The sequence below is a fragment of the Variovorax paradoxus genome (genome assembly GCA_016806145.1).
GTDB lineage: Bacteria > Pseudomonadota > Gammaproteobacteria > Burkholderiales > Burkholderiaceae_C > Variovorax.
This window is the reverse complement of sequence record CP063166.1, coordinates 1,060,450-1,072,870: the sequence shown is the minus strand read 5'-3', so window position 1 is coordinate 1,072,870 and position 12,421 is coordinate 1,060,450. Positions and strand designations below refer to the sequence as shown.

At 67.2% G+C, this 12,421-nt stretch carries 12 protein-coding genes; 3 read left to right on the top strand and 9 right to left on the bottom strand.

Translation table 11 applies throughout. The features are described 5' to 3' along the window. Positions 1 to 135: 135 nt before the first annotated feature. Positions 136 to 768 carry a glutathione transferase GstA gene (gene gstA, locus INQ48_04955; GenBank protein QRF58602.1) on the top strand — a complete coding sequence of 211 codons (633 nt, stop codon included), beginning with the start codon at positions 136 to 138 and terminating at the stop codon, positions 766 to 768. A gap of 32 nt (positions 769 to 800) precedes the next feature. Here the strand turns inward: gstA and INQ48_04950 are convergent, their stop codons facing one another. From INQ48_04950 to INQ48_04920, 7 genes are all read right to left on the bottom strand, one after another. Further along, positions 801 to 1,163, bottom strand: coding sequence for a hypothetical protein (locus INQ48_04950; protein QRF58601.1), 363 nt, complete (start codon positions 1,161 to 1,163; stop codon positions 801 to 803). 195 nt (positions 1,164 to 1,358) lie between these two features. After that, positions 1,359 to 2,096, bottom strand: a complete 738-nt coding sequence (locus tag INQ48_04945) for an amino acid ABC transporter ATP-binding protein (protein QRF60616.1) — start codon at positions 2,094 to 2,096, stop codon at positions 1,359 to 1,361. A gap of 38 nt (positions 2,097 to 2,134) precedes the next feature. Beyond that, positions 2,135 to 2,824, bottom strand: coding sequence for an amino acid ABC transporter permease (locus INQ48_04940; protein QRF58600.1), 690 nt, complete (start codon positions 2,822 to 2,824; stop codon positions 2,135 to 2,137). A gap of 1 nt (position 2,825) precedes the next feature. After that, complete coding sequence (locus tag INQ48_04935; protein QRF58599.1) at positions 2,826 to 3,554, bottom strand: amino acid ABC transporter permease; 729 nt, start codon at positions 3,552 to 3,554, stop codon at positions 2,826 to 2,828. A gap of 93 nt (positions 3,555 to 3,647) precedes the next feature. Further along, complete coding sequence (locus tag INQ48_04930; GenBank protein ID QRF58598.1) at positions 3,648 to 4,547, bottom strand: amino acid ABC transporter substrate-binding protein; 900 nt, start codon at positions 4,545 to 4,547, stop codon at positions 3,648 to 3,650. A 168-nt stretch (positions 4,548 to 4,715) separates the two neighbouring features. Continuing rightward, positions 4,716 to 6,170: an aspartate ammonia-lyase gene (locus INQ48_04925; protein ID QRF58597.1), complete on the bottom strand. Its 1,455-nt coding sequence runs from the start codon at positions 6,168 to 6,170 to the stop codon at positions 4,716 to 4,718. A 237-nt stretch (positions 6,171 to 6,407) separates the two neighbouring features. Continuing rightward, positions 6,408 to 7,394, bottom strand: a complete 987-nt coding sequence (locus INQ48_04920) for a LysR family transcriptional regulator (protein QRF58596.1) — start codon at positions 7,392 to 7,394, stop codon at positions 6,408 to 6,410. A gap of 109 nt (positions 7,395 to 7,503) precedes the next feature. Between INQ48_04920 and INQ48_04915 the strand changes: the two genes are divergently transcribed. Then, positions 7,504 to 8,946: an amidase gene (locus tag INQ48_04915; protein ID QRF58595.1), complete on the top strand. Its 1,443-nt coding sequence runs from the start codon at positions 7,504 to 7,506 to the stop codon at positions 8,944 to 8,946. Positions 8,947 to 9,081: 135 nt separating this feature from the next. Here INQ48_04915 and INQ48_04910 read toward each other — a convergent pair whose 3' ends face one another. Both INQ48_04910 and INQ48_04905 read right to left on the bottom strand, forming a co-directional pair. Then, the gene (locus INQ48_04910; protein ID QRF58594.1) at positions 9,082 to 10,020 is read right to left on the bottom strand and encodes a 2-hydroxyacid dehydrogenase; all 939 of its coding nucleotides are present in this window, start codon (positions 10,018 to 10,020) and stop codon (positions 9,082 to 9,084) included. A 48-nt stretch (positions 10,021 to 10,068) separates the two neighbouring features. Then, positions 10,069 to 11,913 carry an ABC transporter ATP-binding protein/permease gene (locus tag INQ48_04905; GenBank protein ID QRF58593.1) on the bottom strand — a complete coding sequence of 615 codons (1,845 nt, stop codon included), beginning with the start codon at positions 11,911 to 11,913 and terminating at the stop codon, positions 10,069 to 10,071. Positions 11,914 to 11,954: 41 nt separating this feature from the next. On the opposite strand from INQ48_04905, the gene INQ48_04900 reads away from it, so the two are divergent. Next, a complete protein-coding gene (locus tag INQ48_04900; protein QRF58592.1) occupies positions 11,955 to 12,383 on the top strand; it encodes an acyl-CoA thioesterase in 429 nt (142 codons plus the stop codon). Positions 12,384 to 12,421: the final 38 nt, after the last annotated feature.

Genomic DNA, 12,421 nt, shown 5'->3' with positions numbered 1-12,421 from the left:
CGAGTGAGAAGAGGGCCACAGGTATATTTTTTTAACCTAGAGGCAGTTTATGTGCCTTCTTCCAAATCCACGCCCGGTTCCTAACATGGCCCGAGGTGCTCCCCAGCGCCATGCCTCCCGCCCATCGAAGAACCCATGAAGCTCTACTACATCCCCGGCGCGTGCTCGCTCTCGCCCCACATCGTGCTGAACGAACTCGGCCTCGACTTCGACCTCGTCAAGGTCGACCACAAGACGCACAGGACGCAGGACGGCCGCGACTTCCGCGAACTCAGTCCCTTCGGCTATGTCCCGCTGCTCGAGCTCGACGACGGCACGTTGCTGCGCGAAGGCCCCGCCATCGTCCAGTACCTGGCCGACCTGAAGCCGGCATCGCGCCTCGCGCCGGAGAACGGCAGCCTCGAGCGCTATCGCCTGCAGGAGTGGTTGAGCTTCCTGACCTCGGAAATCCACAAGGGCTTCATTCCCCTGCTCTATGCCGTGCTCGCCGGAAAGTACGGCGTCGAGACCGCGAAGCCCAAGCTCGAGCAGCGCTATGCCTGGATCGACGCGCAGCTTGCCGGCCGCGACTACCTGATGGGCGACACTTTCACGGCCGCCGACGCGTACCTCTATGCGCTGACCCAATGGGGCCAGGCCGCGTGGCTGGCGTCCGTCTACAGGGCCGACATCCATTTCGATGGGCTGGACAACCTGCGGGACTGGTATCGACGCGTGCGGGCGCGGCCCGCGGTTCGCAAGGCGCTCGATGCCGAAGGGCTCAGGTAGGACGGCGCCATCGTGGCGTCGTCACGCACCGGTCAACGCCGCTTGGCACACACGTTCTCGAACACGATCCCGCTCACCGTCGTCGGCCCACCCACCGCCTTCCATTCGCTGCGCCGGCTCAAGTCGATGTCGTGCGCTTCCAGTGGCCCGTTGTGGCTCACGACGCGGCGCATCTTCTCGCGCGCGCCCTTGCAGTCGTAGTCGTAGAGGTAGCGCGAGGTGCGGAACGGTGTCTTGCCGACATCGGTCTGCAGTTCGTCGTAGCGGTAAAGCGTCCAGGCCTCGACGGCATCGCCATGCGGACGGATCGAATCGCGTTGCAGCAGCACCTTCTTGCGCGGGGTGGACGCGATCTCGGTCCAGTTCTCGGCGGCATGCGCCGGCATCAGCGTCATCAAAGCAGCCGCCGTGCAGAGCGCCGCGGCGCGGTATCTGGATGGATGGACGCCCATTCTTTTCACCTCCGTGCGAATACGGCAACAGCGAGAGATGGTCGCATGAAAGCCCCGACGGCCAGGAGTTCGGCGCCATGAAAAAAGGGCTACGCCGTCGCCGGCATGGCCCTCGTCGTTCGCCGCAAGGCGCAGCGCTCAGTGCTGCAGGATCTTGTTGAGGAAGTCCTTGGTGCGCGGCTGGCGGTTCTCGGGCTGGCCGAAGAACTCGTCCTTGGTGCAGTCCTCGAGGATGCGGCCGCCGACGTCGATGAAGATCACGCGGCTCGCGACCTTGCGGGCGAAGCCCATTTCGTGCGTGACCACCATCATGGTCATGCCTTCCTTGGCCAGGCTCACCATCACGTCGAGCACTTCGCCGACCATCTCGGGGTCGAGCGCCGAGGTGGGTTCGTCGAACAGCATCACGATCGGGTCCATGCTCAGCGCGCGGGCGATCGCCACGCGCTGCTGCTGGCCGCCCGAGAGCTGGCCCGGGAACTTGTCCTTGTGCGCCATCAGGCCCACGCGGTCGAGCATCTTGAGGCCGCGGGTCTTGGCCTCGTCGGGCGTGCGGCCCAGCACCTTGATCTGCGCGATCGTGAGGTTCTCGGTCACCGACAGGTGCGGGAACAGCTCGAAGTGCTGGAACACCATGCCGACCTTGGAGCGCAGCTTCGGCAGGTTGGTCTTGGGGTCGTGCAGCGGGATGCCGTTGACGGTGATCTCGCCCTTCTGGAAGGGTTCGAGCGCGTTCACGGTCTTGATGAGCGTGGACTTGCCCGAGCCCGAGGGGCCGCAGACCACGACCACGTCGCCCTTGGCGATGCTGACCGAGCAGTCGTTGAGCACCTGCACGGGGCCGTACCACTTGGAGACGTTCTTGATTTCGATCATTTTTTCGGACATTTCTTTCTCTCCGGTTCAGTGCTCTGTCAGCGGATGATGGCGATTTTCTTGTGCAGGCGCTTCACCAGGTACGACAGCGCATAGCACATCACGAAGTACACGACCGCGGCGAGCAGGTAGGCCTCGATCGGGCGGCCGAAGTTCTTGCCCGCGGTCTCGAAGCCCTTGAGCATGTCGTAGGCGCCGATGGCGTAGACCAGCGAGGTGTCCTGGAACAGGATGATGGTCTGCGTGAGCAGCACCGGCAGCATGTTGCGGAAGGCCTGCGGCAGCACCACGAGACGCATGTTCTGGCCGTAGGTCATGCCCACCGCCTGGCCCGCGTTCACCTGGCCGCGCGGGATCGACTGGATGCCCGCGCGCATGATCTCGCTGAAGTAGGCGGCCTCGAACGCGACGAAGGTGATCACGGCCGAGATCTCGGAGCGGTAGTTGGAACCCACCGAGCCGAACAGCGAATAGAACGACGCCGGCACCAGCAGGAAGAACCACAGGATCACCATCACCAGCGGAATGCTGCGCATGCCGTTGACGTAGAGCGCCGCGGGCGCATCGAGCCACTTCTTGCCCGACAGGCGCATGAGCGCGAGGATCGTGCCGAAGATCACGCCGCCGATCGTGGCCACCACCGTCAGCATGATGCTGAAGTAGAAGCCCTTGACGACGAAGTTGCTGATGACGTCCCAGTTGTAGAAGGACAGGTCGAGATTCATCATGTCAGTGTCCTCCGCCGCCGCTGGCCGAGACGATGAAGCCCGGCACGCGGGTCTTCTTCTCGATGAAGGCCATGAGCCGGTTGATCGCCAGGGCCGACACCACGTAGCACGCCGTCACCGCGAGGTAGACCTCGATGCCGCGCGAGGTTTCTTCCTGCGCCTGCATGGCGAACATGGTGAGTTCGGCGACCGACACGGCGAACGCGACCGACGAGTTCTTGAAGATGTTCATCGTCTCGCTCGTGAGCGGCGGGATGATGATGCGATAGGCCATGGGCAGGATCACGTAGCGGTAGTACTGCGTCGTGGTGAAGCCCACCGCCATGCCCGCGTAGCGCTGGCCCTTGGGCAGCGCCTGGATGCCCGAGCGCACCTGCTCGGCGATACGCGCGGAAGTGAAGAAGCCCAGCGCCAGCACCACCAGGATGAAGCTCGGCACGCCCTTCATGACCGGCACCAGCGCCGGAATGACGTGGTACCAGAGGAAGATCTGCACCAGCAGCGGAATGTTGCGGAACAGCTCGACCCAGGCATTGCCCAGGCGCACCAGCCACGGGTTGTCGGGCAGGGTGCGGACGATGCCGACCAGCGAACCCAATACCAACGCGACGATCAACGCCAACAGTGCCACGGACACCGTCCAGCCCCAGGCCGACAGCATCCATTGCAGATAGGTCGGATATTCCCCCCCGGGGTCCTGCAGGAAGACCTGCCAATCCCAGTTGCCCATTTTTCTTACTCCTTCGCCTTCTTCCGAAAATCAGTCCCTGAAAAGAAACGCCCACCGCGAAAGGTGGGCGTCATTCACGCAGCGACGCGACGCTTATTCCTTGGTCACGTACTCTTCAGCGGGCTTGTCGTTCGGGTTGGCCCATGCGTTCTTGGTGGCTTCGCCCAGCGGCAGGTTGATGGTGACGTTTGCCGGGGGGATCGGCTTCAGGAACCACTTGTCGTAGAGCTTGGCGAGTTCGCCCGACTTGGCCTGGGCCTTGATGCTGTCGTCCACGGCCTTCTTGAAAGCGGGGTCGTCCTTGCGGATCATGATGGCGATGGGCTCGACGGCGAGCACGTCGTTCAGGATCTTGTAGTCCTTCGGCGACTTCGACTTGGCGGCCAGCGCGGCCAGGATCGAGCCGTCCATCACGAAGGCGTCGGCACGGCCGGTCTCGAGCAGCAGGAAGCTGTCGGAGTGGTCCTTGCCGTAGACCTCCTTGAAGGTCAGGTTCTCGGCGCGCTTCTGCTTGCGCACGGTCTGCAGCGGCGTGGTGCCGGTGGTGGTGGCGACGGTCTTGTCCTTCAGGTCGGCCAGCGAGTTGATGCCCGAGTTCGCCTTCACGACGATCTTGGTTTCCTCGACGTAGGTGGTCACGCCGAAGGCCACGTCCTTCTGGCGCGTGGCGTTGTTGGTGGTGGAGCCGCACTCGATGTCGACGGTGCCGTTCTGCACCAGCGGGATGCGGTTCTGCGAGGTCACGGGCTGGTACTTGACTTCGAGCTTCTTGCCGGCGGCCTTCTCGAGGTCCTTGATGATGTTGGCGCAGACGTCGTAGTGGAAGCCGGTGTATTGGCCGTTGCCCAGCGTGTACGACAGACCCGAGGATTCACGCACACCTTCGGTGATGACGCCCGATGCCTTGATCTTGGCCAGCGTGTCATTGGCCTGCGCCATCGCGCCGCCGGCGGTCAGCGCCGCGATTGCCAATGCCAGTACTTGCTTTTTCATACGGAAAACTCCTGAGGGTGACGGAAATGAGAGATACAACGAAATTCTAGACAGGATGTCTCGGGGGAATACCCGGACCAACCCGGTGCATTTTCCCCGAGCCGCGCACCGGGCGGGCGCATAAGGCGCCTGGCTGGTGCGGACACTGGAATTGGCATTGTCCGGCTTTCACAAAGCAGCCTTTGTGCCCGACGGTTCCGCGGCCAGCGGCACCGGCACGGACAGCCGCACGGGCTGGGTCAGGTTCTCCGGAACGAGCAGCGCGTCCATCTCGGCGCGCGTCATGATGCCCAGCGATTCGGCGACCAGGTCGATCGGTCCGCCCGTGGCCAGCGCGGTCTTGGCGATCAGCGCGGCCTTCTCGTAGCCGATCAGCGGATTGAGCGCGGTGACCAGCGTGACCGATTCGCGCACCCGCTTGGCGAGGAACTCGCGGTTGGCCTCGATGCCATCGACGCAGTGGAGCTGCAGGGTGTTGCAGGCGTTGCCCAGGTGCTTGATGCTCTTGAACAGGCTCCAGCCCATGATCGGCTCGAAGGCGTTGAGCTGCAGCTGGCCGGCTTCGGACGCCATGGTCACGGTGATGTCGTTGCCGATCACCTCGAAGGCCACCTGGTTCATCACCTCCGGGATCACCGGGTTGACCTTGCCCGGCATGATCGACGAGCCGGCCTGCCGCGCGGGCAACCGGATCTCGCCGAAGCCGGCCTGCGGGCCGCTCGAGAGCAGCCGCAGGTCGTTGCAGGTCTTGCTGAGCTTGGTGGCCACGCGCTTGAGCACGCCCGACAGCTGCACGAAGGCGCCGGTGTCCTGCGTGGCCTCGATCAGGTTGGCGGCCTGCTTGAGCGGCACGCCGGTCTGCTCGGCCAGGTACTGGCAGGCCAGGTTGGCATAGCCGTGCGGCGCGTTGATGCCGGTGCCGATGGCGGTGGCGCCGAGGTTGATCTCCTCGATCAGCGCGCGGGCCTCGCCGAGGCGGGCCTCGTCCTCGCCGATCATGATGGCGTAGGTCAGGAACTCCTGGCCCAGGGTCATCGGCACCGCGTCCTGCAGCTGGGTGCGGCCGATCTTGAGCACGTCCTTGAACTCGAGCGCCTTGGCCTCGAAGCTGCGGCGCAGCGCTGCCATGGCCTCGAGCAGCTTGCCGATCGCGAACCACAGCGCCAGCCGCACGGCGGTCGGGTAGACGTCGTTGGTGCTCTGCGAGGCGTTGACGTGGTCGTTGGGATGCAGCACGTCGTAGCGGCCCTTCTCGTGGCCGAGCTTCTCGAGCGCGAGGTTGCAGATGACCTCGTTGGCGTTCATGTTGGTCGAGGTGCCGGCGCCGCCCTGGATCACGTCGACCACGAACTCGTCGAGCAGCTTGCCCTCGATCAGGTCGTCGCAGGCCAGGATGATCGCGGCCGCGCGGTCGCGGTCGATCGCGCCGAGGTCGGCATTGGCGCGCGTGGCGGCCTTCTTCACGAAGGCCAGCGCGCGCACCAGGTCGGGCATGGCCGACACGCGGGTGCCGGAGATCGCGAAGTTCTCGACCGCCCGGGCCGTGTGCACGCCCCAGTAGGCGACGGCGGGAATCTGCTTCTCGCCGAGAAAGTCGTGTTCGGTTCTGAAGTTGGAGCCCATACCCACCTCTCGGCTGAAAAAAAGCACGCGAGAACGCGTGCCATGGAGTTGCGGTCGTTCGACGCGCGGCCGAAAAACTGCCCGGACTGTAGGGGCGTCATGGCACGGACGCCAATGCTGTTTACGGGAACACTTATGCCTGACTTTTATAGATTGTGCAGTGCACAAACCCGTCGCCAAAGGCTATACCCAAACGACCGGCCCGACCAGTGGCGCGCCCCCTACGAGGCCCCGGAATCAGCGCGGCGGCTGGGTGCCGACGAGGTACGACCACAGCGCGTCGGCCGAGCTCTTGGGCTGCAGCGACTCGAGCCCGGCGGCCTTGGCCGCGGCCCGGCCGCCCGCGCGCGGCTGCAGCGGCGCCTGCGGGCGCTCGCGGTAGGCGCGGATCTCCATCGTGGCCTCGAGCCGGTCGATCTCGGGCGGCAGCGCGCTCACCAGCTTGCGCATGCGCACCTCCTTGCGCACCGCGCTCTGCGGCAGGAAGGCGATGCCATGGCCCTCGAGCGCCATCACCTTCAGGCCCTCGGCCATGTCGGTCTCGTAGACCCGGTCGAGGTGGATCGCGGTGCCCGATTCCTTGAGCAGCTGGTCGACCACGCGCCCCAGGTAGGCGCCCGGCGCATAGCCCAGGTAGGGCAGCGGCTGGCCGGCACGGCCCGGCAGCCGGTAGCGCGGCGCGCCCTCGGCGTCGGCCTTGACCCAGGGCGCCACGGTCTCCTCGCCCAGGCTCACCATCTCGTACTTGTTGGCGTCGAGCTGCAGCGGCTGCGAGGGGTGGTGGTAGGCGATCAGCAGGTCGCAGCTGCCCTCGACCAGCCGCAGCACGGCGTCGTGCACGTTGAGCGCGATCAGCCGGCTCTTGATCGGGCCGAAGTGCTCGCGCAGGCTGGTGACCCACGAGGGGAAGAAGGTGAAGGCCAGCGTGTGCGGGATCGCGAACTCGATCACGTCCTGCCCGGCGGCCGAATGGCCGCGCAGCATGGCGCGCGTGCTCTGCAGCGCCTGCAGCATCTCGATCGCCTGGCTGTAGAGCGTCTGGCCCGCGGGCGTGAGCCGCGTGGGATAGGAGCTGCGATCGACGAGGTCGGTGCCGGCCCAGCCCTCCAGCGCCTGGATGCGCCGCGAGAACGCCGGCTGGGTCACGTGCCGCAACTGGGCGGAGCGGCTGAAGCTGCGCGTCTCGGCCAGGCTGATGAAGTCTTCGAGCCACTTGGTTTCCATGGCGGGCGATTATGTGCCGCCGCGCGCGAAGCCGCGGCCGGCGGCGCTCGGGGACAACCCGCGCCCGGCTGCCACATACTGGCGGCTCGCCCTTCCCTCCCTCCATGCCATGCCCACCGACGACTTCCTCGACCTCAGCGCCACCGAGCTTTCCCGTCGTATCGCCGATCGCGGCCTCTCGTGCCGCGAGCTCATGCGAGCCACGCTCGCGCGCATCGACGCCCTGAACCCGCGCTTCAACGCCATCGTCTCGCTGCGGGACCCCGCGGCGCTGCTGGCCGAGGCCGACCAGCGCGACGCCGAGCTGGCGCGCGGCGAGCGCCGCGGCTGGATGCACGGCTTCCCGCTCGCGGTGAAGGACCTGAGCCACGCGGCCGGCCTGCCGACCTCGAAGGGCTCGCCCTTGCCGCCGCGCACGCCCGCGCGCACCGACAGCCTGCACGTGGCGCGCATGCGCGCGGCCGGCGCGATCGTCATCGGCAAGACCAACACGCCCGAGTTCGGCCTCGGCTCGCACACCTACAACACGGTGTTCGGCACCACGCGCAACGCCTACGCGCCCGAGCGCAGCGCGGGCGGCAGCAGCGGCGGCGCGGCCGTGGCCCTGGCGCTCGGCATGCTGCCGGTGGCCGACGGCAGCGACATGATGGGTTCGCTGCGCAACCCGGCGGCCTTCAACAACGTGATCGGCATGCGGCCCTCGCGCGGGCGCGTGCCCGGCGATCCCGACGAGGAGCTGTTCTTCCAGCAGCTCGGTTGCGAAGGCCCGATGGCGCGCACGGTGGAGGACACCGCGCGGCTGCTCTCGGTGCAGGCCGGCTTCGACGGCCGCGTGCCGCTGTCCTCGCCGCACGCCCTGCCCGCGCCCGACGACTTGCGGATCGAGGGCGAGGTGCGCGGCCTGCGCATCGGCTGGCTCGGCAGCATCTGGAACGACCTGCCGCTCGAGCCCGGCGTGCTCGCGCTCGGCGAGAGCGCGCTCGCCACCTTCCGCGCGCTGGGCTGCGAGGTCGAGCCCTGCACCCTCGACGTGCCGCGCGCCCACAACTGGAGCGCCTGGCTGCGGCTGCGCCAGCTGCTGGTGGGCGGCAAGCTCGGTGCCTACATGAACACGCCCGCGCTGATCGAGCAGCTCAAGCCCGAGGCGCGCTGGGAGATCGAGCAGAGCCGGCACCTCGATGCCGCCTCGCTGTTCCAGGCCTCGGTGTGGCGCTCGAACGTCTACCGCGCCTTCCTGTCGCTGTTCGAGCGCTTCGACTTCGTGCTGGCGCCGACCGCGCAGGTCTTCCCCTTCGACGCCGAACTGCACTGGCCCGCGCAGGTGGCCGGCGTGCCGAGCGACACCTACCACCGCTGGATGGAGATCGTCACGCCGTTCACGCTGGCGGGGCTGCCCACGCTCAACGTGCGCGCGGGCTTCAACGAAGCGGGCCTGCCGATGGGGCTGCAGCTCGCGGGGCCGATCCATGCGGACCTCGAGGTGCTGCGGCTCGGGCATGCGTACGACCAGGCCTGTGGGTGGGGCTCACGCCGCCCGCCGGTACTGGCCTGACTCCCTCCCCCGCTGGGGGAGGGTTGGGGTGGGGGCACGCGGCGCATCGACCGCTACAGGCTCATCCACCGCCCGGTGCCCCCATCCCGGCCTTCCCCAAGACGGGGAAGGAAGTGGGGAAGGAGGAACAGCCGGTCAGACCGGCGTGAGCACGCCGCGCCCCGCGAAGTGCCCTTGCGCATTCGCGATGAAATGGTCCACCGACTTCTGCGTCGCCTCGGGCGACCAGCCCGCCAGGTGCGGCGTCAGCAGCACGTTGTCGAGGCCGATCAGCTGTTGCGGCGGCTTCGGCTCGCTCTCGTAGACGTCGAGCGCCGCGCCCGCGATGCGGTTCTCGCGCAGCGCCGCGGCCAGCGCCTCGGTGTCGACCACGCTGCCGCGGCCGATGTTCACCAGGTAGCCCCGGGGGCCGATCGCGTCGAGCACCTCGGCATTCACCAGGTGGCGCGTGGCGGCGCCGCCGGGCGCGGCCAGCATCAGCACGTCGGCCCAGGTGGCCAGCGACTTCAGGTCGCCGAAGTAGCGGTGCGGCGAACCCTCGCGCGGCGAGCGGTTGTGATAGCCGATCTCCATGTCGAAGCCCGCCGCGCGCTTGGCGATCTTCTGGCCGATGGTGCCCAGGCCGAGGATGCCCAGCTTCTTGCCCGACACGTTCGGCGGCTGCGGGATCGACTCGCGCCACACGCCTTCGCGGCACTGGCGGTCGAGGGTGCGGAAGCCGCGCACGATGGCGATCAGCAGGCCGAAGGCATGGTCGGCCACGCAGTCGTCGTTGGTGCCGGCGCCGTTGGCGGTGACGATGCCGCGCGCGCGGGTCACCTCGAGCGGCACGCCCTCGAAGCCCGCGCCCAGGCAGCAGATCAGCTCGACCTTGGGCATGGCCTCGATCTCGGCCGGCGTGATGCCGATCACGCCGATCGTCAGCACCGCGCGGAATTCATGGCCGCGCGCGGCGATCGCGGCCGCGCGGGCTTCGTCGCCCGGCGCATAGGCCACGTCGTAGAGCTCGGCAATCTGGGCCTGGTGGGCGCTCGAGAGGCTGTTGAGCACCAGCAGGGGAATCTTGGTCGACACGTCTGAACTCCTGGAGTCTTCGGAAAAAACAAAAAAGCAATGATCGGGCTAGAGCAGCGGCGCCGCCTCGCTCTTCTGCAAAGCCCACATCTGGGCATAGCGGCCCTGCTTCGCGAGCAGCTCGCCATGGGTGCCGCGCTCGACGATCACGCCGGCCTCGAGCACCAGGATCTCGTGCGCGTCGACCACGGTCGACAGGCGGTGCGCGATCACCAGCGTGGTCTTGTCCTGCGCCGCGCTCTTGAGCTCGGCCTGGATCGCGCGCTCGTTGGCCGAGTCGAGCGCCGAGGTGGCCTCGTCGAAGATCACGATCGGCGGGTTCTTCAGCAGCGTGCGCGCGATCGCCACGCGCTGCTTCTCGCCACCCGACAGCTTCAGGCCGCGCTCGCCCACCGTGGTGGCATAGCCCTGCGGCGTGGCGGCGATGAAGTCGTGGATGCGCGCCGCGCGAGCCGCTTCCTCGACCTCCTCGCGCGTGGCGCCCGGGCGGCCGTAGGCGATGTTGTATTCGACCGTGTCGTTGAACAGCACCGTGTCCTGCGGCACGATGCCGATCGCGCGGCGCACGCTGGCCTGCTGCACCGCGCGGATGTCCTCGCCGCCGATGGTGATGCGGCCCTGCTGCACGTCGTAGAAGCGATAGAGCAGTCGCGCCAGGGTCGACTTGCCCGAGCCCGAGGGGCCCACCACGGCCACCGTCTTGCCCGCGGGGATCTCGAAGCTCACGTGCCTGAGGATCGGCCGCGCGGCCTCGTAGGCGAAGCTCACGTCCTCGAAGCGCACCGTGGCGTCGGCACCGGCCAGCGGCTGGGCATCGGGCGCGTCGCGCACCTCGCGCTCCTTCTCCATCAGCACGAACATCTTGTCGAGGTCGGTCAGGCTCTGCTTGATCTCGCGGTAGATCACGCCCAGGAAGTTGAGCGGGATGTAGAGCTGGATCATGAAGGCGTTGACCATCACCAGGTCGCCCAGGGTCATGCGGCCCTCGACCACGCCCGAGGTGGCGCGCCACAGCATCAGCACCAGGCTGACCGCGATCAGCGCCTGCTGGCCCGCGTTGAGCATGCTCAGCGTGCGCTGGCTGGTGATCGCGGCCTTGCGGTAGCGGTCGAGGCTGGCGTCGTAGCGCTTGGCCTCGAAGGCCTCGTTGTTGAAGTACTTGACGGTCTCGTAGTTCAGCAGCGAATCGACCGCGCGGCTCTGCGCCAGCGAGTCGAGCTCGTTCATGGTCTTGCGGAACTGGGTGCGCCACTCGGTCACCGTGACCGTGAAGCCGATGTAGAGCACCAGCGCCGCCAGCGTGATCCAGACGAACAGCGCATCGAACTTCACGCCGAGGATGGCGAGCACCAGCACCAGCTCGATGATGGTCGGCACGATGCTGTAGAGCGACATCGAGATCAGCGAATGCACGCCACGCGTGCCGCGCTCGATGTCGCGCGTCATGCCGCCGGTCTGGCGCTCGAGGTGGAAGCGCAGGCTCAGCGAATGCAGGTGGCCGAACACCTCGAGCGCGATGCGGCGCGCCGCGCCCTCGGTGGCCTTGGCGAAGATCAGCTCGCGCAGCTCGTTGAACAGCGAGGTGCTGAAGCGCAGCAGCCCATAGGCCACCAGCAGCGCGATCGGCACCACGAGCAGCGCCTGCGCCATGTCGGGCTTGGGCGTCATGGTGTCGACCAGGTTCTTCAGCAGCAGCGGCACGCCGACGTTGGCCACCTTGGCCGCCACCATGAAGCCCAGCGCGAACAGCACGCGCCATTTGTAGTCCCAGAGGTAGGGAAAGAGACGCCGCAGCGTGGCCCAGTCGGAGCGGTCGGCGCGCGCTGGCGCGTGGCCGCCGGCGTGCGGTGGGGAGGAGGTGGGGGTGGGGATGGCTTCGCCGGCGCGGCGCATGAGGGACAATCGTGGTCGTTTTTCTGCCCTGATTGTTGCCCATGTCCGATTCCCCCAGTGCCGACGCCGCCGCCACCCTGAAGAGCCTGCCCACCGACATGGAGCTGGTGCTCAAGGTGATCCCGATGCCGGCGGACTGCAATGCCAACGGCGACATCTTCGGCGGCTGGGTCATGGCCCAGTGCGACCTGGCCGGCTCGGTGATCCCGGCGCGCTACGCCAAGGGGCGCCAGGCCACGGTGGCGGTCAACGAATTCATCTTCAAGCAGCCGGTGCGCATCGGCGACATCCTGTCCTTCTATTCGAAGCTGGTGCGCATCGGCCGCACCTCGATCACCGTGACCGTGGAGGTCTTCGCCGAGCGCTTCCGGGCCCAGGGCGAGTACATCAAGGTGACGCAGGCCACCTTCACCTACGTGGCGATCGACGACAGCGGGCGGCCGCGGGCGATCGAGCAGCCGGCGGCTTGAGTCGAATCAGCGGTTCGCACAGGGAAAACCGTTCACGC